Source organism: Candidatus Poriferisodalis sp. (assembly GCF_965204125.1).
Classification (GTDB): Bacteria; Actinomycetota; Acidimicrobiia; order Acidimicrobiales; family Poriferisodalaceae; genus Poriferisodalis.
Genome location: NZ_OZ241968.1, coordinates 2,422,088 through 2,444,219, shown reverse-complemented (window position 1 = coordinate 2,444,219; position 22,132 = coordinate 2,422,088). Strand labels below are relative to the sequence as shown.

At 67.8% G+C, this 22,132-nt stretch carries 18 protein-coding genes and 1 tRNA gene; 12 read left to right on the top strand and 7 right to left on the bottom strand.

Going from position 1 to position 22,132, the window contains the following annotated elements:
* Window positions 1–86: 86 nt before the first annotated feature.
* Together ACOGXD_RS11405 and npdG are read right to left on the bottom strand one after the other, a co-directional pair.
* On the bottom strand, window positions 87–1,205 hold the full coding sequence (locus ACOGXD_RS11405) for a cysteine--tRNA ligase (RefSeq protein ID WP_419915170.1): 1,119 nt from the start codon (window positions 1,203–1,205) through the stop codon (window positions 87–89).
* A 44-nt stretch (window positions 1,206–1,249) separates the two neighbouring features.
* Window positions 1,250–2,056 (bottom strand): NADPH-dependent F420 reductase, encoded by an 807-nt coding sequence (gene npdG / locus ACOGXD_RS11400; RefSeq protein WP_419915169.1) that lies wholly within the window; start codon window positions 2,054–2,056, stop codon window positions 1,250–1,252.
* A 266-nt stretch (window positions 2,057–2,322) separates the two neighbouring features.
* On the opposite strand from npdG, the gene fabI reads away from it, so the two are divergent.
* Complete coding sequence (gene fabI, locus ACOGXD_RS11395; RefSeq protein WP_419915168.1) at window positions 2,323–3,102, top strand: enoyl-ACP reductase FabI; 780 nt, start codon at window positions 2,323–2,325, stop codon at window positions 3,100–3,102.
* A gap of 168 nt (window positions 3,103–3,270) precedes the next feature.
* Window positions 3,271–3,344, top strand: a tRNA-Gly gene (locus ACOGXD_RS11390).
* A 105-nt stretch (window positions 3,345–3,449) separates the two neighbouring features.
* On the opposite strand, the gene lysS is transcribed toward ACOGXD_RS11390, so the two are convergent.
* A complete protein-coding gene (lysS, locus tag ACOGXD_RS11385) occupies window positions 3,450–5,060 on the bottom strand; it encodes a lysine--tRNA ligase (protein WP_419915167.1) in 1,611 nt (536 codons plus the stop codon).
* Between the two features lie 584 nt (window positions 5,061–5,644).
* Here lysS and ACOGXD_RS11380 point away from each other — a divergent pair.
* Window positions 5,645–6,157 (top strand): hypothetical protein, encoded by a 513-nt coding sequence (locus ACOGXD_RS11380; protein ID WP_419915166.1) that lies wholly within the window; start codon window positions 5,645–5,647, stop codon window positions 6,155–6,157.
* A 53-nt stretch (window positions 6,158–6,210) separates the two neighbouring features.
* On the top strand, window positions 6,211–7,476 hold the full coding sequence (locus ACOGXD_RS11375; RefSeq protein ID WP_419915165.1) for an ammonium transporter: 1,266 nt from the start codon (window positions 6,211–6,213) through the stop codon (window positions 7,474–7,476).
* Between the two features lie 26 nt (window positions 7,477–7,502).
* On the opposite strand, the gene ACOGXD_RS11370 is transcribed toward ACOGXD_RS11375, so the two are convergent.
* Window positions 7,503–8,579 carry a hemolysin family protein gene (locus tag ACOGXD_RS11370; protein WP_419915164.1) on the bottom strand — a complete coding sequence of 359 codons (1,077 nt, stop codon included), beginning with the start codon at window positions 8,577–8,579 and terminating at the stop codon, window positions 7,503–7,505.
* Window positions 8,576–9,925, bottom strand: a complete 1,350-nt coding sequence (locus ACOGXD_RS11365; RefSeq protein ID WP_419915163.1) for a hemolysin family protein — start codon at window positions 9,923–9,925, stop codon at window positions 8,576–8,578. The genes ACOGXD_RS11370 and ACOGXD_RS11365 overlap by 4 nt, the downstream gene beginning before the upstream one ends.
* Before the next feature lie 133 nt (window positions 9,926–10,058).
* Between ACOGXD_RS11365 and ACOGXD_RS11360 the strand changes: the two genes are divergently transcribed.
* From ACOGXD_RS11360 to ACOGXD_RS11350, 3 genes are read left to right on the top strand one after another with little or no spacing between them, the layout of a single operon-like run.
* Window positions 10,059–11,036, top strand: coding sequence for a hypothetical protein (locus ACOGXD_RS11360; protein ID WP_419915162.1), 978 nt, complete (start codon window positions 10,059–10,061; stop codon window positions 11,034–11,036).
* Window positions 10,993–13,206, top strand: a complete 2,214-nt coding sequence (locus ACOGXD_RS11355; RefSeq protein WP_419915161.1) for a hypothetical protein — start codon at window positions 10,993–10,995, stop codon at window positions 13,204–13,206. The genes ACOGXD_RS11360 and ACOGXD_RS11355 overlap by 44 nt, the downstream gene beginning before the upstream one ends.
* Complete coding sequence (locus tag ACOGXD_RS11350; protein ID WP_419915160.1) at window positions 13,206–15,665, top strand: site-specific DNA-methyltransferase; 2,460 nt, start codon at window positions 13,206–13,208, stop codon at window positions 15,663–15,665. Before ACOGXD_RS11355 ends, ACOGXD_RS11350 begins: the two co-directional genes overlap by 1 nt.
* A gap of 188 nt (window positions 15,666–15,853) precedes the next feature.
* Here ACOGXD_RS11350 and ACOGXD_RS11345 read toward each other — a convergent pair whose 3' ends face one another.
* Both ACOGXD_RS11345 and ACOGXD_RS11340 read right to left on the bottom strand, forming a co-directional pair.
* Window positions 15,854–16,294 (bottom strand): PIN domain-containing protein, encoded by a 441-nt coding sequence (locus tag ACOGXD_RS11345; RefSeq protein WP_419915159.1) that lies wholly within the window; start codon window positions 16,292–16,294, stop codon window positions 15,854–15,856.
* The gene (locus ACOGXD_RS11340; RefSeq protein ID WP_419915158.1) at window positions 16,281–16,529 is read right to left on the bottom strand and encodes a hypothetical protein; all 249 of its coding nucleotides are present in this window, start codon (window positions 16,527–16,529) and stop codon (window positions 16,281–16,283) included. The genes ACOGXD_RS11345 and ACOGXD_RS11340 overlap by 14 nt, the downstream gene beginning before the upstream one ends.
* Before the next feature lie 45 nt (window positions 16,530–16,574).
* On the opposite strand from ACOGXD_RS11340, the gene ACOGXD_RS11335 reads away from it, so the two are divergent.
* From ACOGXD_RS11335 to ACOGXD_RS11315, 5 genes are read left to right on the top strand one after another with little or no spacing between them, the layout of a single operon-like run.
* Complete coding sequence (locus tag ACOGXD_RS11335; protein ID WP_419915157.1) at window positions 16,575–17,147, top strand: hypothetical protein; 573 nt, start codon at window positions 16,575–16,577, stop codon at window positions 17,145–17,147.
* Complete coding sequence (locus ACOGXD_RS11330) at window positions 17,051–18,574, top strand: ABC transporter ATP-binding protein (RefSeq protein ID WP_419915156.1); 1,524 nt, start codon at window positions 17,051–17,053, stop codon at window positions 18,572–18,574. The genes ACOGXD_RS11335 and ACOGXD_RS11330 overlap by 97 nt, the downstream gene beginning before the upstream one ends.
* The gene (locus tag ACOGXD_RS11325; protein ID WP_419915155.1) at window positions 18,568–20,781 is read left to right on the top strand and encodes an ABC transporter ATP-binding protein; all 2,214 of its coding nucleotides are present in this window, start codon (window positions 18,568–18,570) and stop codon (window positions 20,779–20,781) included. Before ACOGXD_RS11330 ends, ACOGXD_RS11325 begins: the two co-directional genes overlap by 7 nt.
* 6 nt (window positions 20,782–20,787) lie before the next feature.
* A complete protein-coding gene (locus ACOGXD_RS11320) occupies window positions 20,788–21,612 on the top strand; it encodes an ABC transporter ATP-binding protein (protein ID WP_419915154.1) in 825 nt (274 codons plus the stop codon).
* A 28-nt stretch (window positions 21,613–21,640) separates the two neighbouring features.
* Window positions 21,641–22,132 (top strand): nuclear transport factor 2 family protein, encoded by a 492-nt coding sequence (locus ACOGXD_RS11315; RefSeq protein WP_419915153.1) that lies wholly within the window; start codon window positions 21,641–21,643, stop codon window positions 22,130–22,132.

Genomic DNA, 22,132 nt, shown 5'->3' with positions numbered 1-22,132 from the left:
CTGCAACCCGGAACGTAGGGTGCCGGAGCGACTGGCCCGCTGGCTCTGCCAAGCGACACAGCGGGCCGGTCCTCCTATCCAAAAGCCTAGAGCGCCACGCCCAGCAGGGCCGCTGCGTCGCTGACCGGCTCGCCGTCATCGGCGGCAGCGTCGATTTCGGCGAGGGCACCCGGTGTGTCGAGATCATCGTCGAGACGTGCTCGCACCCGTGCCAGCGCACCGTCGCCGCGGCCCGCGGCCCGCCAGCGTTCGAGACGGCGGGCTGCGTCGGCAACCAGCTCGGGGGACCAGTCCCAATCTGCCCGGTAGTGCGCGCCCAGCAGCGCCAAACGCACCGCCATGGGCTCCCAGCACTCCCGCAGGTCAGCCACGAACGCCAGGTTGCCCGCCGACTTGGACATCTTGGCGCCGTGGTGCCGCACCATCGACGTGTGCATCCAGTGGCGCACGAACGGCCGCCCGGTTGCCGCCTCCGATTGCGCCCGCGAGCACTCGTGATGCGGGAATACCAGGTCGCTGCCCCCTCCGTGTACATCAACCGTTTCGCCGAGATGCTCCAGCGCCAGAGCCGAGCACTCCACGTGCCATCCCGGCCGGCCGAGGCCCCACGCGGAAGACCATTCGGGCTCGCCAGGCGCCGAACGCTGCCAGAGCACGAAATCGAGCGGGTTGCGTTTGTCGGGGTCGTCGGGCCGGCCTCCGCGGCTGCGCGCCAGCTCCACCATCTCGGCGGTATCGAGGCCGCTCAGCTCGCCGAAGCTCTGCGCCGCCGAGATGTCGAAGTACACGTTCTCGCTGATGCGATAGGCATGGCCGCTGCGGAGCAGACGCCCGATCAGTCGCCGGATGTCAGTGATCGCCGATGTCGCTCGGGGCTCGGCGTCGGCGGGCAACAGGCCCAGTGCCGCCATGTCCGAGTCGAATGCGGCCAGCGATCCCGCTGCCAAGTCGAGGTAGTGCACGCCCATGGCCCGCGCCCGTGCCAGCAGGTCGTCGTCGACATCGGTGATGTTGCGCACGCAGCGGGTGTGGCATCCCAGATCGCGCAGCCGGCGCTGGAGCACGTCATAGGCCAGGAACGTCGCAGCGTGACCGACGTGGGTGGCGTCATAGGGCGTGATGCCGCACACGTACATCCGCACGATGCTCCCCGGCTGCGCGTCGAGCGACACGACAGCTCGCCGCTGGGTTTCGTACAGCTTCATTGCTCTGCTCGCAGAGCCCGGCTCATCGGATCAGCCGGGCCGGATCAGTCGGGGACGGTCTCAGCGGCCGGTCGGGCCACGTCGGCACCGCTCGGCCCGCCGCCCAGCACGCTGATCGGCACGTGATCCAGACCCACGAGGCGGAGTGCGACCCGGGTGCGGTACCGGGTGTTGAGCTGCATCAGCACAGCAGTGAACGCTTCGATGGCGGTGGCGTTGGACAGGTTGCCGCAGTCGAGCGCCCGTGCGCCGGGCATGCGATCCACGATCTCGGCGATGTGCCACGTGGCCTCGCGATGGTCGCTGCAGATAAGGATGTCGCCGTGCACCGGCTCGTCGAGATTGCCGAGCTCGGTCGCGGGCACGTGCTGGAGGGCAGCCGCAACCCGCGACTCAGGCAGGGTGGCCTGAACCGACGCAGCCACTGAGCCTCTCGGCGGGATGAGCGGCACGAACTCGTCGTCGACGCGGGCCAGCGCATTGGACATGGTTGCCACCACCTTGCCGCGCAGGTGCTCGGCCACGTCCCGCGCGGTAATGGCCGCTGCATCCCAGGGCGTTGCGATCACCACCGTGGGCTCGGCAGCAGCGAGGCTGTTGGCGCCGGGATGGATACGCAGGCGGCGGTCGGGCCACCGATCCACGATGTTGTCCACCACCTCCATCGACCGGTACTTCGAACGCGAGCCCAGCGTGATCTCGCAGCCGATGTCGGCCAGCCGGGCGGCCAATGCGGCGCCAGCCGGCCCGGTGCCGCCGATGATGCCGATCCGGGTGGGCTCGGCGCTGCTTGCGGGATTCGCTGCTGCGACCCCGTCAGCGGATCCGTTCGGGGTTGCATCTGCTGGCACGGCGCTCACGGTACGGCCGAGCGCGCCCCGCAGCAATATGACCGGCTTGCACGCTGGCGCCGCGAGCGGTGCGTGGGCGCAGGCATGTCGTCCGAAGGTTGGCCGCGAGCTGGTCGGTACGCGCCCGCAGCGCAGTGCTGCCGCCCTGCCAGATGCATCGATCGGACGCGCCGCGGAGTCCGGGACAGCCCGCAAGGCGGCGGTAGCGTCCGGCGGTGAACGGTGCTGCCAGCAGCAGCGCAAGAACCCCAGGCGGAGGCGGGCAGATGGCAGGCAGCGGAATCGTGGAAGGCAAGAAGTTCCTCATCACCGGCGTGCTGACCGATGCCTCGCTGGCATTCAACGTGGCCCGCCTGGCGCAGGAACAGGGCGCCGAGGTGGTGCTGACCGGCGCCGGCCGAGGCATCCGGCTCACCGAGCGAGCGGCCCGGCGGCTGCCCGATCCGCCCGATGTGCTGCCGTGCGACGTCACTCTGCCCGACGAGATCGAGGCTGTGCGAGCCGATCTGGAGCAGCGCTGGGGCCGACTGGACGGCCTGTTGCATGCCATCGGCTTCGCGCCCGCGAGCTGCCTGGGAGGCAATTTCCTCCACGCCCCCTGGGAGGATGTCGCCACGGCGCTGAACATCTCCGCCTACAGCCTCGCTTCGCTGACGTCGCCGATGGCGCCGTTGCTGGCCGAAGCGAAGGGCTCAGTGGTCGGGCTCACCTTCGATGCCAGCGTGGCCTGGCCGGTCTACGACTGGATGGGCGTGGCCAAGGCGGCCTTCGAATCAGCAGCGCGCTATCTGGCCAAGTCGCTCGGACCGCAGGGCATCCGGGTGAACCTGATCTCGGCGGGACCCATCCGCACCATGGCTGCCAAGTCGATCCCCGGTTTCGCCGAATTCGAAGACGCATGGACGCAGCGAGCGCCGCTCGGCTGGGATATCACCGACAGCGAGGCGGTGGCCCGCAGCACCCTCGCACTGATGTCGGACTGGTTCGGCGGCACCACCGGCGAGATCGTGCACGTCGACGGCGGCTATCACGCCATGGGCGCCTGACGCCGCACGCCCACGTAGGCCCGAAGCGCCGAATATTGCCGCATTTCGTGGCCGGTCTTCCCTGTAAATGAAACATGACAAAAGAACACGAAATTAACTTTCGTGCGTTTCAGCGACAACGCCGTAGGGTGAGAAGAGCCGGTCACCCAACTAGCGAGTGACCGGCTGGCCCCGGTAGCTCAAATGGAAAGAGCGTTGTCGTGCCAAGGCAATGGTTACGGGTTCGAGTCCCGTCCGGGGCACTTCCTTCTCGTCGATCCACACGGTTGCGGGGACCAAGCGCCACTCTAACCCCACCCGCGTACGGCGGCCATCGAATTGCGCGGCCGCTGTCTGACGAGTGCTGACTAGCCGAGCCGGGTCAAGGTCTCGTGCTTGCCCAGGAATTCCAGAAGGCTGCCTGCGCGCGGGCCGGTCTCCGAGCCGAAAATCACCTTGTACAGCGCTTCGAATACGACCGGCGCATCGGTGCTCGGGTCGATGCCGACGTCTCGCGCCGAATCGAAGACGGTGTCCTGAATGTCGCGGGCCTCCCATGCGGGGAGCTCGTTCAGGCGTTGCGCGAACCTTTCGAGGAAGTCGCGTTGGCGTTCGTCCAGTTTGCTGCGCTGCTCCGCTGCCTCGGTGAAGTCGAGCAATCTGAATTTGTCAGCGAGATCGGGACGGACGCGAGTGAACTCTCTCGCTGTCCTCTCCTTACGAGCGAGCCAATCAGCATCAGCTTCCGACAATTCGCCGTGACGCGAATTTGCATAGCCGAAAAGATCCATATGCGGCTGCTGGGTGACACTCAGCACGACATCGAATCGAGTGTCAATGGTGGGCGCGGTCAGAGCTGAGCCGCGTGACTGAGCCTGCGAGACGAGGAAGTCCTGCTGCGGTTTCTCGCTGGCGTTGCCATCGGCCGCGGATCGCCAGAGCCGCTCATACTCCACAAATGCCTTGGTGAGACTGGGCACGTCGAGGTCGAAATTGATGGAGCGCCGTGGCTGGGTTCGCAGCACGAGATAGCGCAGCAGCTCGGGCGGCAGCATCTCGACCAAGTCTGACGAGGTCATGCCGATGCCCCGCGACGAGCTCATCTTGGCGCCGCCGAGCGTGAAGAACTCGTATGGCACGGCCACGGGCACCGGGCACCGGAGCACTTGGCGGGCGAGCGCGGAGGAAACCTCGTGTGACCCGCTGGCAGCCATGTGGTCCTTGCCGGCACCCTCGACCGAGACGCCGAAGAGCTTCCACTTGGCGGCCCACTCCAGCTTCCACGGCAGCTTGCCGTTGCCGCCGAATGGGCTGATGCGGCCGCGGTGCCCGCAGCCCTCGGCCCAGGTCACCAGGTCGGGCCGGCACTCGTACGCCACGGTCTTGCCGTCGTAGTCGGAGGCGTAGGTGGTGCCGATGCGACCGCATCGCTCGCAGATCGGCTGGAACGGTAGCCAGTCGTCTGAACGCTCGGCCCCGCTGAGCCTGAGGTAGATCTGCCGCGCGTCGGCTGCGGCCCGCAGGAACGTGTCGATCACGCCGTCGAGCCGGCCGGACAGGTAGACGTCGCTCATGCGGTAGAACTCGGCCTCCACGCCGAGCGTGTCGAACGGCCCCGGAGTGTCGTCGACCTGCGAATCGGCTGCATCGAACCACTTCCCGGTGAATTCGCCGAAGTACGCCTCCGCCATCGAATCGCCTCGAAGGCCCTCGGGCGCCGGGGCAGCCCACAGCGGTTTGCCGAGGTGCTCCACGAACTGCTCGCCGGTGCCGTGCGGGATCTCGTCGACTGCATCCATGTCGTCGCAGCCGTACATGAACGTGGCGTCCAAACCGCGCTCTCGGGCCACCCGGGCCAACGCGTCGTGGATCAGCACGCCACGCAGCGAACCGACATGCGCACGGCCGCTGGGCGTCTTGGAATCATTGATCACGACCTGCGAAGAGCAGCTTTCGAGCGCTTTGTCGATCCAAGTCATGATGTGGGCCTCGACCGCACCGGGCCTCGCAACGAGCGGCGAAGCCTCACCAGACCGCAGTGTGCCATTCCCGTGCCCGCCCGCCGCGCTGGATTTCGTCGGCGCCGCGCCGAGTGGCCAAGCCGGGGCCCAGGCGGCCCGCAAGCACAGCGTTTGTCATCCAGCACCAAGCAGCGGCGTGCACATGGGGCGTCTGCTCAGCACTTGACATCAGTTCATACCATTAGACATCAGTTCATACGACCATCAGATGTCTGACCCATCAATTGCTAGGCTGATTCTTCGTGCCTGACTCTCCCCAAATGGCGTTAGTCCCCGATGCCCACGTCGCGACCTCCCGGCAGGCTTCAGCACCACCGCCCCGGCTGGCTTTGGCACACCCCGTCCCCACCGACAACAACGCCAACCCCCGGATGAACGACAGCGCCGGTCCCACCGGTGGCTACCGCGCCGACCCCTCAACTGGCTTCAGCGCGAATTCTCCGGGTGGCGACAGCACCAGTCCCCCGGCTCCAACGCCAGCCGCGCATCGACAGAGTCCGGAGCGCCTGTTCACGTACTCGGAGCTTGAGCGGCTTGCAGCCGTGGGTGGCTACACACCCGGCTCGCGCGACATCCATCGGATTACACCCGCCGATGTTCACCATCTCTACGCCGGTCTGCTGCAAGGCGCGCACGAGCAGGCGCCGCAGGCCACGACGGCCTTGGCCAGCCTCCGGCACTGGCTCGTTCACGGCGACAATCGACCTCCGTCGGTGCGCGGCGCGGCGTATGCGCGCAGTGACGGCGAACTGTGGATGGTCTTCACCATGCACCCGTCGCCGGCGCTGGTCCGCGGCAAGTCTTCCCACCTGGACGACCTGCGCAAGTACCTCGCCGTGACATCCAGGCCCGAATACGACGACTCGCTCGGCGTCCCGACCCACCCGCCCATCCGGCTCAAAGTCGACGACGCCTTGGTGCTGCAATCGCCGGAAGGAGTCGTGCGGCTAGATGCTCGGCAGGCCCTCAGCCTCGAACGCGCTTTGTCGGCCACGCTGCGCCGTCGGGATCGGCGCTGCGTGCTGTGCCTGCCCGACGCGTGGCAGCGCGACTGAGTCTGCCCATGTCTGTGCCTCTCACTGCTCTGGGGTCTGCCGACGCGGGTCTCTTGGATCTCCAGTTTGTGCTCAACACGTTCTCGTTCCTGGTGTGGGGCGCCTTGGTGATGTGGATGTGCGCTGGTTTCACGATGCTCGAGGCGGGCACCGTGCGGACCAAGAACGCCTCCATGATCTGCCTGAAGAACGTCGGCATCTTCTCCATTGCCGGGCTCTCGTTCTTCTTCGTGGGCTACAACCTCATGTACGTCGACGTGGGCGGCATCGTCGGCACGCTGCAGTTCCTTCACGGGCCGCTCGACGCGGAGATCGCGGTGCTCGACGGTGCGACCGACCGCATCGGCGAGATCGTGACCCAGCGGCACGCCACCATGTCGGAGTGGCTGTTCCAGATGCTGTTCGTTGCCACGGCAGCGTCGATTGTCTCTGGCGCCATCCTGGAGCGAGTCAGGCTGTGGGTGTTCTGGCTGTTCACCTTCGTGCTCACGGCCTTCATCTACCCCATCGCCGGCGCGTGGATCTGGGGCGGCGGCTGGCTGCAGGAGATGGGCTTTCAAGACTTCGCCGGCGGCACCGTGGTTCACGTCGTAGGCGGCAGCGCAGCGCTCGCCGGGGTGATCGTGGCCGGTCCCCGTCGGGGCAAGTTCCGCCCCGACGGCACGGTCAAGGCAACGCCGCCCTCCAATGTGCTGGTGGTCACGCTCGGCGTGCTGATCCTGTGGCTCGGATGGTTCGGGTTCAACGCCGGCTCGCAGGGATCGCTCTCCACTCCGCAGGACGCACTGGCGATGAGCGCCATCCTGGTCAACACGAACCTCGCTGCGGCGGGCGGCCTGCTCGCTGCTGTGCTCATCTCCCGGCCCATATTCGGGCGGCTCGGCCTCGCGCCCAGCCTCAACGGCGCTCTCGCCGGACTGGTTTCCATCACCGCGGGACCTGTGTTCGTCGAACACTGGTGGGCAGTGGTCCTCGGCGCGATTGCCGGTGTGCTGTGCACGGTGGCGACGTGGCTGTTGGAGCGGCTGAAGCTTGACGATGTGGTCGGAGCGATCCCTGTGCACCTGATTGCCGGTGCCTGGGGCACGCTTGCGGCTGCGATCGCAACCGACGCCGAGTTGACCACGCAGCTCATCGGTGTGGCGTCGGTCGTCGCGTTCGTGTTCACCGCCTCGTACATCGTATGGAAGGTCGTCGATGTGATTACTGGCGTGCGGGTGAGCCCCGAGGTCGAGTACATCGGGCAGGATGTCGGCGAACTCGGCATCGAGTCGCATCCGGAGTTCGTGCTCGTGCCAGAGCAGATGGAGCCCTACTAGCGAGTTGCAGATTCGCCCATCTGCGTCTACTCGTGAACACTGGCGTCAGGGTCGCCGATCAGGCTGCGCAGCAGATCATCCAGCGCAACGACCCCGACCGTGCGCCTCTGCGCATCGGTGACGACGGCCAGGTGAACGCGGGCGCGCTGCATACGGCGCAGCGCCTCATCGAGCGCCACGTCGGGGCCGAACTGGAGCATCCGGCGCACGAGGCCGCGGCCCGCGGGATGGGTCGCAGCGATCATCCGGTCCGCCTCGGCCAGATCCGCGGCGCCACGCTCGGCGAACGCTGCCAAATCGTTGCTGTGCAGCATTCCCCGCACATCGTCGGGACCGCTGCCCACCACGACCAGCCGCGAGTGGCCCGTCCGAGCGAACCGCTGCTCGACTGTGGCGATCCCGTCGGCGAGCCGCACCGCGGCGACTTCCCCGGCAGGTGCCATGACCTGGCTGATGGTGGTGGCTTCGAAGCGCATCGCCCGTTCGAGCAGAGCCACGTCGGTAGGCGCAATGTGGCCTTCGGCCAGCGAGTCGCGCGCCATGAGCGTCAGCTCGGCCGGGGTTGCCACATCGGCCAGTTCCGAGGTCGGCTCGACACGCAGCATCCGGGTCATGCCATTCGCCACCCATTGCAACGCCCGGGCGATGGGGCGGGCGACGTACAGGTAAGTGGCCATGGGCCGAGCCAGCACCAGCAGGGTGCGCTCGGGCCCGATGAGCGCCAGATTCTTGGGCACCATCTCGCCGAACACCATGTGCAGCACGGTCACGATGCCCAGCCCGATGCCGAAGCCGATGGTATGCAGCACAGCGTCGGGGATCTCGACGATCCCGTGCACTGCCTGCTCGATGAGCCTGGCGATGGCCGGCTCGGTCAGGCGGCCGACCGCCAGGGAGCACAGGGTGATGCCCAACTGCGCTCCCCCGAGCGTGGTCAGCACATCGGATTGCATGCGCTGCGCTGCCAGGGCCGATCGCTTGCCGGTTGCTGCGGCGCCGTCCACCACGGCGCGCTTCGCGCCGATGAGGCCGAACTCGATGGCGACGAAGGCGCCGTTGAACACGATGAGCACCAGACCCACCGCGATGGCCAGCGTGGTCATGACGCGTCGCCCCCCGCATCAATGTCGCCTTCTTCGGCCACCTCAGGGGGGCTGATGCGTACTTCGGCCACACGGAGCCCATCGGTCTGCGTGACCTCGAGATGCCAGCCGTTCCACGTGGCAGCTGCTCCCACCGAGGGGATCTCGCCCAGACGTTCCAGCACGAAGCCCGCCAGCGTCTCGTAGGGCCCTGGCGGCACCGTCACGCCTGCTGCCTCCTCCACCTCGTCGAGCGTGGCCGTGCCGGCAAGTGTCACCGGCTGGCCCGGCCGGCGGAAGGTAAGCACAGCGGGCTCGTCGAACTCGTCGGCGATGTCGCCCACGAGTTCCTCGGCAATGTCCTCCCGGGTGAGAATCCCGGCGGTGCCGCCGTGCTCGTCCACCACCACGCACAGCCGGCAGTCCGCAGCTGCCATATCGGCGAGAACGCCGTCGAGTTTGCGGCTCTCGGCCACCGCTACGACGGGCCGCATAATCGCCTCCACGAGCGTGCCTTCGCGCTCGGCGGCATCGATACTGAATACATCGCGGACTTCCGCAATTCCGAGCACGTCGTCAGAGCTTGCGCCGAGCACCGGGAAACGCGAATGCCCGCTGGTGCGCGCCAGTTCCACCAGCTCCCCCAGCGTCGCTGCCGCGCTCACGGCCGATATCGACGTGCGGGGCGTCAGCGCATCGGCGGCGTCCTTGCGACCCAGGCGCAGCGTTCGCACCAGCAGATCGGCCTGGCTCTCGCTGAGCGTCCGCTGGCGTGAGGAACGCACCACGTACTCCAGTTCGTCGCGGGTACGCACGATGCGGAGCTCTTCGGTGGGCTCGAGGCCGAGCCCGCGCACAGTGGCGTTGGCGATGCCGTTGAACAGCAGCGTGAGGGGCGCGGCGATGGTGCCGTAGAGGCGCAGCACCGGTGCCAGCGACAGAGCAGTTCCCAGCGGCCGCGACACGGCCAGGTTCTTCGGGAGCAGCTCACCGAACACCATCTGGAAGGCTGCGGCGAGCGCGATCGCCACCACGGCGACGACTCCGGCCGATGCCAGCGAGGAGCCCCAGCCGCCCAGCGCCCATTCGATCAGCCGGCCCACGGTGTCTTCGGCGATGATGCCGAGCACCAGCGACGTGAGCGTGATGCCGAGCTGGGCGCCGGCGAGATGGAAGTTGAGCCGCCGCAGCAGCGACCGTACGCCGCGGGCTCGTAGCTGACCTTGGCCGGCCAGAACGTCGACCTGCGAGGTGTCCACGGCGAGCAAGCAGAACTCGCCTGCCACGTACACGCCGTTCAAGACGATGAGCGCGACAACAATCCCGAGTCCTGCGATGAGTCCCAGCGTCATGCCGGTGCCGTGCACCCCCGAGCGCCCCAGTGGCCGGGTTTACGGTACCGGCTCGGTCCGGTCCGCTGAGGGAGAGGGCCGTCGACGGATGGACACAGACAGAGAGCTTCTCCGTCGGCGCTATGCGGTGACCTACGCTCGGGCACCGATGCGCGAGCCGACTGACGACCGCCGCCTCCGGGCCGGCACGCTCATCAGGCTGCCGGACGAGGCTGACGCCGTGATCGTCGTCGATGCGGTGCCGACCGCAGACGGCATCGCCGTGCATGTGCGTGACGGCAGGACCGCACACGACAGCAAAACGCGCACCGTGCATCTGAGCCGCTCCGAGTTCGACCTGCTGGAGTTCGCGTCATCGCCCGACAGCAACGCCGACTCGGCCGCCGATCCCATCTCGAATCCCGTGCTGAACCGGCCCCACGAAGAACCCACGCGGCACTGGTACATCCACGACGACGACCATGTCTCCACCGGGCAGATCATCCATGGCCGACGGCTCAGCACCGCAGCGGTCGTGATGCCCAAGATGCGCAGCAGCCAGATGCGCCTGCAAGTGGGTGCCGACCCGAGCTTGCAGAACGTGCTCGTGAATCGAATCCGTGACGAAGTTGCCCGCTGGCGCAGGGCGGGCTATCCCGGAGCATCAACGGCCACCCGGCAGCTCATCGCGCACTGGCACGACGAGACGCACGAGCCGAGGCTATTCTTCGCCCAGGTCGAAGCCGTCGAGACGCTCATCTACCTCACCGAGGCCGACGCCGGCCGCACACCAGCGCTCGCAGACATTCGCCACGAGCTCTCGCAGGCCAACGACGAGTACAACGTCGGTATCGAGCGGCTCGCCGTACGTATGGCCACCGGCACCGGCAAGACCGCCGTCATGGGCATGGTCATCGCTTGGCATGCGCTCAACGCCGCGGCCACCCGCCGCCGTGACAGCCGCTGGACGACAAGTTTCCTGGCCATCGCGCCGGGCCACACGGTGCGCGAACGCCTCGCCGTGCTGGACCCAGCACACCACGACAGCATCTACCCGCCAGCTCGACCTAGTTCCCGAGGCCGACGGCGCCGCACTCGGCGCTGTGAAGCTGCGGGTGCTGAACTTCCAAGCATTCCAGCGGCGTGACCGCTTGGCGGACGCCGCGTCCGGCGACGCCCGCAGGCTGCTGCGAGCAGGCCGAGCGCCGGAGCTCGAGTCGATGTCAGCGGTGCTGGATCGCGCGCTGCGCGGCCTGCCAGCCCATCGAGGTGCGGCGCCGATCTGCGTCCTCAACGACGAAGCCCATCACTGCTATCTGCCTGAAGGGGGCCGGCGCACATCCGAGGACGACGACACCAAGGCAGCAGCAGTCTGGTTCGGCGCGCTCGAGGCGCTGCGGGACGAGGGACGGCTGGGCCCGGTCTACGACTTCTCGGCGACACCGATCTTCATCGAGGGCAGCGAACGGCGTGAGCGGATGTTCGGCTGGGTGGTATCGGATTTCCCGCTCATGGACAGCATCGAGTCTGGCTTGGTGAAGATCCCTCAGGTCCCCGTCGATGACGACTCCCCCGGCCGGGAGGTCGAGTGGCGCAACCTGTACGCAAACACCGCGCCCAAGACCGTCAAGCGCGATGCCGTCCCCGACGAGCTGTCGCGGGCGCTTCGCGCGCTGTACCTCAGTTATGAGCAGCGCTTCGTCCAGTGGATGCAGCCGGACGATCCGGCTATGCGCATGGAAACGCCGCCGGTGTTCATCATCGTCGCGAACAACATCGCGAACGCTGCCGCCCTCACCGACCACATCGCTGGCTGGGCCGAGCAGCGCGGTGACCGCCCGACCTACCACGAGGGCGTCTGCGAGCTGTTCGCCAACTATCGCCACGACGGTCCTACCGATCGAGTCCACACGCTGCTGGTCCATTCGCAGATCGAAGGTGACGGCGCGCTCAGCGCCGCAGTCAGGGCGCAGGCCGAGCGGCTGCGGCAGCCGGGCGACACGCGCGATGCCCGTGACATCGTCCGGAGCGCGCTCAACTCGGTGGGGAAGCCCGGTGGGCTCGGCGAGCACATCCGCTGCGTCGTGTCGGTGCAGATGCTCACCGAGGGATGGGACACTCGCACCGTCACCCATGTTCTCGGCTACCGGCGCTTCAGCACACAGCTGCTGTGCGAGCAGGTCACGGGCCGGGCACTGCGCCGATCCAACTACGACAGCTACGGCCATGACGGCACGCTCACACCCGAGTACGCCGAAGTGATCGGCGTGCCGTTCGAATTCCTGCCCGCCAAAGATGCTGGCGAGCCGCCCGCGCCGCCCAAGCCCCGCTACGAGGTGCACAGCGTTCCCGGCCGGCAAGCCCGCCGCATCGAGTTCCCCAATGTCAACCAGTACCTGCACGAGCATGGCAGCGCCGGGTTCCGGCTCGACCCCGAACGGGTCATCCGCTGGTCGCCCCGCGGGGCGAGCGAGGCGGTGCTCGTGGGCCCGGTCGGCCCCGAGGCCACGATCAGCGCCGCGACAGGCGCGGCCCGTCGGCAGCGGGCCGTCACCGCAGTGGCGGCGGCCGTCGTCCATCGCTGGGAGCGCGGCATCGACAGCACCGCACAGCGCCAGCGAACACGCCGTCGGCACCTGTTCCATGATGCCGTGAGGGCTGTCGGCCAGTGGGCCGAGCGCGCCGAGGTCGCTTCAGCCCACTGGGAGGGCCTGGCGTCGTCGCATCGCGACCAAGCTGCCCGCGAGATTGCCGATGCCTGCGTTCACGCGAACGGCGCCCCGGATCGGTTCGTTGCGGCATTCGGCGAGCAGGTCGTGCTGGACACGTCGGGAATACGGTTCGAGACCAGCCTTGAGCACCGCCACGCAACACAGCACTCGGAGTTGAACTTCGCTGCGTGCCACTCGGCACTCGAAGCGCAATGCGCACGCGAACTCGACCTTCATCCGGATGTGACGGCGTGGGCACGGAACTTCCGCCTCGGTTGGTCTGTGCCGTACCTGTGGGACGGTGAGTGGCACCGCTACGAGCCCGACTTCGTGGCCCAGCTGTTCGGCGGACCCGACAGCGCCGAAGTCGTGCACCTGATCGTGGAATGCAAGGGCGTGCCCGACGACCGCAGCGAGCGCAAGAAGGCAGCAGTCGCCAGCAAGTGGATCCCGGCGGTGGCGGCTTCTGCGCAGCTGCCAGCGCGCTTGCGGCGATGGCACTTCGCGGAGGTGACCGACGCGCAGCGGCTGCGTGCCGACCTCGGCACCGCCATCGACGAGGCGCGTGCCCGGCATGTGGACGCGAGGCGGCAAGGAGCAGCATGATGGCTGAGACCAAACCAAGGCGGCAGACCGAGCAGTACACCCATCCGTCGGCCAAGCGGGCGAACCTGCCCACCGAGCAGACCGCCCCCACCATGAGCGACGCAGACCGGCAGCCCGTCCGCCATGTTCCCGCCAGCCGGGGCAGCGACGATCAGCCGATCCTGGCCTGGGACCGCCAGGGCGACGACAGCGCTGGCCACGCGGCGCACCCGCTGTATGTGCGCGAAAAGGTGCACCCAGCAGCGTTCGTGAAGCTGCTGCAGGGCAGCGGGCCGCAGCCGTCGCTGTTCGGCGACTTCAATGGGCTGCCGTCGGCCGATGCCGCCTACGAGTGGTACCGGCACGCGGCCAACTGGTCGAACCGGCTGATCCACGGGGAGAGCACCCGGGTGATGGCGTCGCTCGCTGCACGGGAGGCCATGACCGGCAAAGTGCAGATGATCTACTTCGACCCGCCGTACGGCATGGGCTACAAGTCGAACTTCCAAGTGTCCACCGACAGCCGCGAGGTGCCCGAGGGAGCGGCGGGGCGCCCCAACGACACCCGCACGATCCGGGCCTTCCGAGACACCTACGAGCGCGGCATCCACTCGTACCTCGACCTGACACGCGAGAAGCTGATCCTGATGCGCGAACTGCTGGCCGACAGCGGCTCGCTGTTCATGCAGATCGGCGACGAGAACGTGCATCGCGCAGCGATCCTGCTCGATGAGGTATTCGGCGCGGAGAACCGCGTTGCCACCATCCCTTACGCCACCTCGGGTGGGTCTTCTGCCAAGACGCTGCCGAGCGTTGCCGACTTTCTCCTCTGGTACGCCAAGGAAAAGCCACGCGTCAAGTACCGCCAAATCTATGAATCGCTGTCGCGTGCAGAGCGAATCGAACACATGAGTTCGTACGCGATGCTGGAACTTGCCGACGGCTCGACGCGGCGCTTGACCGAGAACGAAAGAGTCGCCCCCGACAAGCATCTGCCCGCCGGATCACGCGCATACAAGCGCGTTGCGCTCACGTCACCAGGAACCTCGACGACCGGCAGGTCCGAACCGTATGTCTGGGATGGGCATACTTGGCCATGCCCGGCCGGCGAGCACTGGCGCGTCTCGATGGCCGGAATGGACCATCTGGCCGAACTCGGTCGCCTCGATTCCGCAGGGCCGGGTTCGGCACTTATGTGGAAGTGGTACGAGGAAGAGGTCCCGGGGCGACGGATCAACAACATGTGGCACCGCCAGCGTTTCGCGTCTGACAAGCGCTACGTGGTGCAGACGGCGGACAGTGTGATCGAGCGCTGCGTGCTGATGGCCACCGACCCGGGTGACCTCGTGTTCGACCCGACCTGCGGAGGAGCGACAACCGCAGTGGCGGCCGAGAAATGGGGCCGCCGCTGGATCACCTGCGACACCTCACCAATCGCTGTCTCGATCGCCCGCCAGCGGATCGCCACTTCGACGTTCCCCTACTGGACGCTGTCTTCCTCAGCCGACGGCGCTGCCGCCGAAGCAAAACTGTCAGGCAGCCTGCCCAGCGATCCGCCAGGCGACAGTTGGAGCAATGATCCAGCCGACGGCTTTGTGTGCGAGCGCGTGCCGCAGGTGTCGGCCGCCACGCTCGCATACGGCCGCGATCCCGACCCGATCATGCTGGTGGACCGCCCCGTCGCCAAGCGAGGCGTCATCCGAGTGGCATCGCCGCTGACAGTCGAGAGCGAGCAGCCCTGGGCGACCGTCGTCCCGCTCGAAGGCACCGCAGACGCGTCGGTCACTGCCCACGGAGACTTCTGCCGCGCCGTCGAGCACGCGCTGCGGTCTCACACCGTCGCGGGCGGACGCGGCGGCCCCGACATGCACGTCGTCGACCTTGAGCCATGGCCTGGCGAGGGCGACCTGCTGGAGTGGAAGGCCGCTTACACCGTCGGACGTGGGGCGGCTGAGCACACCGCAGCTGTGATGGTGGCCGCCGAAGACGTGACCGTTCCCGGCGAGTTGATCCGCGAGGCTGCGCGCCAAGCGGCCGACAGCGCCGAACGGGTCGATCTGCTGCTGGTAGTGGCGTTTGCCTACGGCACCGATGCGCCGTCAAAGGTCGGTCGCATCGGCGTTGCCCGTGCTCAGATGAACCGCGACCTGATGATCCGCGAACTGTCCGACGAGACCGGCCATGAGGCGTTCGTCGTCATCGGCGAGCCCGATGTCCACATCGTCGAAGGCTGCCGAATGGGCAGATCGCCGTGGAGGTATGTGGCTACGACACCTACGACCCCGCCACCGGCAACGCGTCGGAAGGCGGCCCAGGCGACGTGGCCTGCTGGATGTGCGATACCGACCACGACGGGGAGAGCTTCTTCGCCCGTCGCATCCACTTCCCAGGCGCGGACCGCGACCGGCTCGTCCGCAAGCTGGTCACGTCGCTGGGCCGCAGCATCGACGAAGACGAGCGGGAGGCGCTCACCTCACTGAGGTCGGCGCCGTTCGGCCCGCCTGATGCCGGACGCATCGCCGTCAAGATCGTCACCACCACCGGTCTGGAGATGACCTCCGTCAAGCAGCTTGGCGCTACTTGACGGCATTGCCCGCCGCTGCAGCAACGCGCTGCCAGACCGGGACTTCTTCGTGCATCTTCGGGACGAGCGACTTCATGTCAAGGGTCAGCTCACCGTGAGCACCTGCAGCGCCGGGGCGAGCGACTCGACGAGCCCGCCCGGCCAGCCGCGGTCGGTGGTGCACAGCAGCACCGCGCCCGCTTCGACGGCGGTGGCGATGACACAGGCATCGGGCAGACGCAGCGAACGATGCTCCGCTCGCAGCTGAGCCGCCCGGCGAGCCGCGCTGCGCTCCAATGCGGCGACATCTATCGGAATCGCTGCGAGGGCGGCGTCGACCTGGGCCGCCTCCGCGGCGCCGACGCGGAAAGGGTGCACCAGAACCTCTGCGTACGCCGTCGCCGGAAGCAGCAGCCGCGTCGCAGTGCCCGCGACCTGCGCCAGCGCTGCGGTTGCAGCGTGATGGTGGGCGTCGGACGTGTCGAGGTGACCGATGACGACGCCCGCATCGACAACTGCCGGCCCGCGCAGCTCAGCGCCACTCATCGCGCAGCGCATCGAGCGCGTCGGGCGGGTACACCCCGTCGAAGATTCCGGCTGTGTCCGCTATCGGATCCGACTCTCGGGTGAGCAGCACCTGGCCGGGTCCTACAGCGGTGCCGCGCAGCGATTCGCCGACGCACAGGCCTGCTGCGGCGAACGCGGCAGCAGGGATCGTGACCTGGTGCTTCGAGGTGATCGTGCTGCACCCGGCCCGACGTTTCCTTACTTGTTCTGCCATAAGTAATACTCTAGCGGGCGCGCTGGCGCCGGTAGCCTCGCCGGGATGCGGGTGGCCCCACGCACTGCGCCTACGGAGTCGGCCGCGCAGCCCGATCCCGACGCCGACGGCGCGCCTCCCGAGGCGAATTCTGCCGACGAACTCGGCAGCGAATTCAGCGGCGATTGGATCCGAGCGGACCGTTCGCTGAGCTGGATCCGGCGACTCGGACCGCTGCTGCGACGCCAGCGGGCGCGCATCGTCGTCGCAGTGATCGCCGCCATCTTGGCAACGGGCGCGGGGGCCATTGCACCATGGATCGCCGGCTTGGCCGTCGACGCCGCAGTGACCGGCCTCGAAGGCGCCGGCTCGGGCTCGTTGTGGGCGTTTGTCATCGCCCTGGTGGGGCTCGGCGCCGCACGCGGCATCTTCACCTACGCCTACCGCTACGGGCTCTTCTCCATGGGCCACCGGGTGGAGTTCCAGCTGCGCACGCTGCTCTTCTCCCACCTCAGCAGCTGTCGTTCGCGTTCTACGACAGGGTGCAGACCGGCGAGATCATCTCCCGCTCCAACTCCGACATCCGCTCGGTGCAGATGTATCTGGCTTTCGCGCCGATTGTGTCGGTGCAGCTCTTGAGCTTCGTGGTGGCGATCGCGGTCATGGCATGGATCAGCCTGCCGCTGACCGCCATCACGATGCTGATCATGCCCGCCGTCTACGTGCTGGGCCAGCGGTTGCGCCGCATCATGTTCCCGCTGTCGTGGATCATCCAGTCACGCAACGCTGAGGTCGCCACCGTCACCCACGAGAGCGTGAACGGCGTGCGTGTCGTGAAGGCCTTTGCTGCCGAGAGCCGTCAGGTGGAGGAGATGGCTCGGGCAACCCAACGGCTGCGCTGGGCCAACATGCTGCAGCACAACACCAGGGCGCACTACACGCCGGTCGTCGAGAACCTGCCGAACTTGGCAATGGCGATGGTGCTGCTGGTGGGCGGTCACCTGATCATCGGCGACTCGCTCTCCGTGGGCAATCTGGCCACCTTCTACCTGTACATCCTGCTGCTGCAGGCGCCGTTCCGGTTCATCGGGATGCTGTTCATCTTCGGCCAGCGGGCCAAGGCGTCCGCGGAGCGCATCTTCCAGGTGCTCGACGAGCCGGTGCTCGTGGCAGACCGTCCCGGCGCCATCGATCTGCCGCAACGCCCAGAGGCTGAGCCGCACGGCGGGCCTTCGGGCATGGAAGTGCGATTCGACGACGTGCGATTCGCCTATGGCACCGAGACGGTCGGGGGCGTCGCGGGTACTGCGAGCGCCGATAGCGATGCGCCGCCGGTCTTCGATGGGCTCGACTTGCACATCGGCGCCGGCGAGCGGGTCGCAGTCGTCGGGCGTACCGGCTGCGGCAAATCGACGCTCGCGCGGCTGCTCATGCGCTTCTACAGCCTCGGCGACGGCACAATCTCCGTCGCCGGTCACGACGTGAACGCCCTCACCGGCGACAGCCTGCGCCGGGCCGTCGGCCTCGTACCCGACGAGCCATTCCTGTTCTCGGCCAGCATTCACGACAACATCGCCTATGCACGTCCCGACGCCGCCCGGCCCGAGGTGGTCGCCGCAGCCACCGCGGCACAGGCCCACGACTTCATCAGCGAGCTCGATGAGGGTTACGACACCGTGGTCGGCGAGCGCGGGTACGACCTCTCGGGCGGCCAGCGTCAGCGCATCGCCATCGCGCGGGCGATCCTCGCCGATCCCGCCGTGCTGATTCTCGACGACGCCACGAGCTCCATCGACGTGGCGCACGAGGCGAAGATCCACGAGGCACTCAGCGAGCTGCTCGCCGAGCGCACGACCATCGTCATCGCTCACCGGCTGTCCACCATCAGCTTGGCCGACCGGGTGATCCTGCTGGACGGCGGGCAAGTTGCGGCTGACGGCACCCACGCAGTGCTGATGGCCACCGAGCCCCGCTATGTCGAAGTGCTGGCCGCGGGGGGCGACACGAGCGATCCGGACCGATTCGCCACCGCCGACGGCACGCCCGGGGGCAGCGGATCATGGTGATGGTCGGTGGCCCCGGCCACATGGGGCCGACTGCGACACAGGCCAGCGCCGCAGCGGGGCTGCCGTTCGCCGGCGTGCCGACCGAGATGCAGGAAGGCGCGAACAAGCTGCTGGAGGCCGAGCCGGCCCACCCCGAGCCGGACGTCGACTTCGACCATGTGGCCGGAGGCGCCCCGGGTGGGCGGGCGCGCCCGTTCGGCCTGCGGGACATGCTGGTGCCGCACAGCTGGAGTGTGGGCCTGGCACTGCTGCTGCTCTGCCTCGAGACCACGGCGATGCAAGCGGTACCGGTGCTCTTCCAGCAGGGCATCGATCGCGGCATCGAAGCGGGCGACCGCTTCGTGCTCAACATGGTGGTGCTGATCTTTCTCGGCGTTGTCGCGGTCAGCATCCTGCTCAGCCGGCTGCGTCAACGCCTGAACGGGCGCATTGCCGAACAGGTCATGTTCGACCTGCGGCTGCGCCTGTTCAGCCACTACCAGCGGCTCTCGCTCGACTGGTACACCACGGCCAAGTCCGGCGTGCTGCTCAGCCGCATGACCTCCGACATGGAGTACGTGGCGCTGCTCATCAACGAAGGCTTCGTGAACCTGCTGATCCAGGTGCTCACGGTGTGCGTCGTGACCGTGGTGCTGTTCATCTACAACCCGGTCTTGGCGGTGATCCTGCTCGTGGGGATCGTGCCGCCCTTGGTGGCCCTGACGCTGTGGTTCCGGGCCCGCAGCGAGGCGGGCTACGGCGAGATCCGCGACCGTATCGCTGACGTGCTGGCCGACCTGTCCGAGAATCTGGCCGGAATCCGGGTGATCGCAGCCACGGGCCGTCGCCTGGAGAACGCGGTGCGGCACCGCAAGGTGACCGCTCGCTTCCGCGACGCCAACCTGTCCATGTCCCGAGTCCAGGCGATCTACGGGCCCAGCACTGAGGCGATCGGCATTGCCGCCCAAGGACTGGTGCTGGCAATCGGCGGGGTCATGGTGGTGCGAGGCAGCCTCACCGTCGGGGAGCTGGGCGCGTTCGTGCTGTACGTCACCAGGTTCTTCGCCCCGATCCAGCAGCTCGCGCAGCTCTACAGCACTTACCAACAGGGTCAGTCCGGCCTCCGCAAGATCAGCGAGGTCCTGGCGACGCAGCCGACCGTGCGCCAGCATCCCGATGCGGCGGAGCTGCCGCCGGTGAGCGGCCACATCCGGCTCGAGAACGTGTCGTTCGCCTACGACGACGATGCGGCGACCGCTGGCACTGCCGGCGAGGGCAGCAACAGCATGGCCGGCGACGGCAGCAACAGCACGGCCGGCGACAGCGTGAATGGCGACGCAGACGAGTCGCGACAGATGCGAGTGTCGTTCGACCCGCTGGGGATGGGGCCGTCGGCGAATGGCGAGCACGCAGAGCGCAACGGCGCCGGCCAGTCGTCCTTTGGCGATGCCGAGGGCGTCATGGCCGGCAGCGACGAACCGCTCGACGATGACCCTCCCGAGGTGCTGAGCGAGGTCAGCCTGGAGATCCGTCCGGGCGAGACGTTTGCGCTGGTAGGGCCGACGGGCGCGGGCAAGAGCACGATCGCGAAGCTGATCATCCGCTTCTACGACCCGACCGACGGGCGCATCACGATCGACGGCTGGGACCTGCGTGACGTCACGCTGTCGTCGCTGCGCAACCAGTTGGGCGTCGTTCCCCAGGAGCCGTTCCTGTTCCATGGCACGATCCGCGACAACGTGGCATTTGGCCTGCGCGACCGTGCCGGCAGCGAGGGCGACACGCAGCTCGACGCCGACATCGACGCGGCGCTCGACCTGGTCGGACTGCGCCGCTTGATCGACAGCCTGCCCGAGGGTGCGGACACCCAAGTGCACGAGCGGGGCGTGTCGCTGTCGGCCGGCGAGCGGCAGCTCTTGGCGCTGGCCCGGGCTTTTGTGGCACGGCCGCGGGTGATCGTGCTCGACGAGGCCACGTCCAGCGTCGATCTCAGCACTGAGGCCGAGATCGAGGGCGCGCTGGACCTGCTGCTGGAAGGCCGCACGGCAGTGCTCATTGCGCACCGGCTGGCGACGGCGATGCGGGCCGACCGCATTGCCGTGATCGACGGGGGCGGGGTGGTGGAGCTGGGCACCCACGACGAGCTGGTGGCGCTGGGCGGGCAGTACGCCGAGATGTATGCGACGTGGATGGCACACGCTGGCGAAGGCCGCCGCGACGAGACGTGAGCACTCGTGAGTGACGTCCAACCCCAACCGGCAGATCGGCCTTCGGCCCAGCCGACAGTCTCCCTGCGGAATGTGACCGTCGTGTACGACGGCACCGCCGTACTGGGGCCGCTCGACTGGCAGATCGCTCCCCACGAGCGGTGGATCGTGCTGGGACCGAACGGATCGGGCAAGACCAGTCTCATCAAGATCCTGTCGCTCTACCGCTTCCCCACCACTGGCACCGTCGAGGTGCTGGGCGAACGATGGGGTGCCGTCGACGTGCGAGAACACCGGCGACGCATCGGGCTCGCGAGCTCGTCGCTGCGCGATCAGTTCCGGCCGAACATCAGCGCCCTCGACATCGTGATGACAGCGCGGTACGCCGCGCTGGAGACCTGGTGGCATACCTACACCGATGCCGACCGATCGAGCGCGCGGGCATGCCTGGAGCGCGTAGGCGCCGGTTCCCTGATTGACCGGACGTTCGCCACCCTGTCGTCGGGCGAGCAGCAGCGCGTGCAGCTGGCCCGCACGCTCATGGGCCGACCGGAGCTGCTGCTGCTCGACGAGCCGACCGCCGGATTGGACCTCGCGGGCCGGGAGCAGCTCGTGGCCAGCCTGGAATCGCTGGCTGCGGACCCCGAGACGCCGGCGACTGTGCTGGTGACCCATCACACCGACGAGATCCCGCCGTCGTTCACCCACGGGCTGCTGCTGCGCGACGGTCTGCCGCTGGCGTGCGGCCCCTTGGGCGAGGTGCTCAACGCCGAGTCGCTGTCAGAGTGCTTCTCGCACAAGCTACGGCTGGAGCGGCGCGATGGCCGCTGGCTGTCGTGGGCGGTGGACTGAGCAAAAGGGAGCCTGCGAGACTGGCGGCATGGGCGAGCACGCTGGCACGAGCATCACCGACGGCACCGCGGGAGCAGCCGCGGACATCGAGGCGCGGATCACGGGCTACTTCGATGCCTGCACCAGCGGCGACGCTGCGGCAGTGGCGCGACACTTCACCCATAACGCCGTGGTCTACGACACGAACCATGCACCGGTGCGAGGTGCAGCGACGATCGGGCGCTTCTGGTCGCGTATCGCCTCCAAGTGGCAAGGCGCGTCGTGGCACTGCGAGCGGCTGGTGACCGACGGCGACACCGCTGCGATCGAATGGAAGATGTCTGGCACGAGCGCCGCGAACCCCGACAGCGACGTGCCGTTCGCCGTACGCGGCAGCGAGCACTACGACTTCGGCCCGCCCGACGACTCCGGCGAGCGGCTGATCGCCGAGATCCGTCAGTACTGGACGTTCGACGTCGAGCACCCGTCGAGCGAATTGGTCGAGTACCCCTACGGCGAGCCCGACCGGCTCGGCAGCTGA

What these genes read in the sequence shown, in the direction of transcription:
- ACOGXD_RS11405 (WP_419915170.1), bottom strand. Translation starts at nt 1,205, where the DNA reads ATGAAGCTGTACGAAACCCAGCGGCGAGCTGTCGTGTCGCTCGACGCG.
- fabI (WP_419915168.1), top strand. Translation starts at nt 2,323, where the DNA reads ATGGCAGGCAGCGGAATCGTGGAAGGCAAGAAGTTCCTCATCACCGGC.
- lysS (WP_419915167.1), bottom strand. Translation starts at nt 5,060, where the DNA reads ATGACTTGGATCGACAAAGCGCTCGAAAGCTGCTCTTCGCAGGTCGTG.
- ACOGXD_RS11370 (WP_419915164.1), bottom strand. Translation starts at nt 8,579, where the DNA reads ATGACCACGCTGGCCATCGCGGTGGGTCTGGTGCTCATCGTGTTCAAC.
- ACOGXD_RS11360 (WP_419915162.1), top strand. Translation starts at nt 10,059, where the DNA reads ATGCGCGAGCCGACTGACGACCGCCGCCTCCGGGCCGGCACGCTCATC.
- ACOGXD_RS11350 (WP_419915160.1), top strand. Translation starts at nt 13,206, where the DNA reads ATGGCTGAGACCAAACCAAGGCGGCAGACCGAGCAGTACACCCATCCG.
- ACOGXD_RS11345 (WP_419915159.1), bottom strand. Translation starts at nt 16,294, where the DNA reads ATGAGTGGCGCTGAGCTGCGCGGGCCGGCAGTTGTCGATGCGGGCGTC.
- ACOGXD_RS11340 (WP_419915158.1), bottom strand. Translation starts at nt 16,529, where the DNA reads ATGGCAGAACAAGTAAGGAAACGTCGGGCCGGGTGCAGCACGATCACC.
- ACOGXD_RS11335 (WP_419915157.1), top strand. Translation starts at nt 16,575, where the DNA reads ATGCGGGTGGCCCCACGCACTGCGCCTACGGAGTCGGCCGCGCAGCCC.
- ACOGXD_RS11325 (WP_419915155.1), top strand. Translation starts at nt 18,568, where the DNA reads ATGGTGATGGTCGGTGGCCCCGGCCACATGGGGCCGACTGCGACACAG.
- ACOGXD_RS11315 (WP_419915153.1), top strand. Translation starts at nt 21,641, where the DNA reads ATGGGCGAGCACGCTGGCACGAGCATCACCGACGGCACCGCGGGAGCA.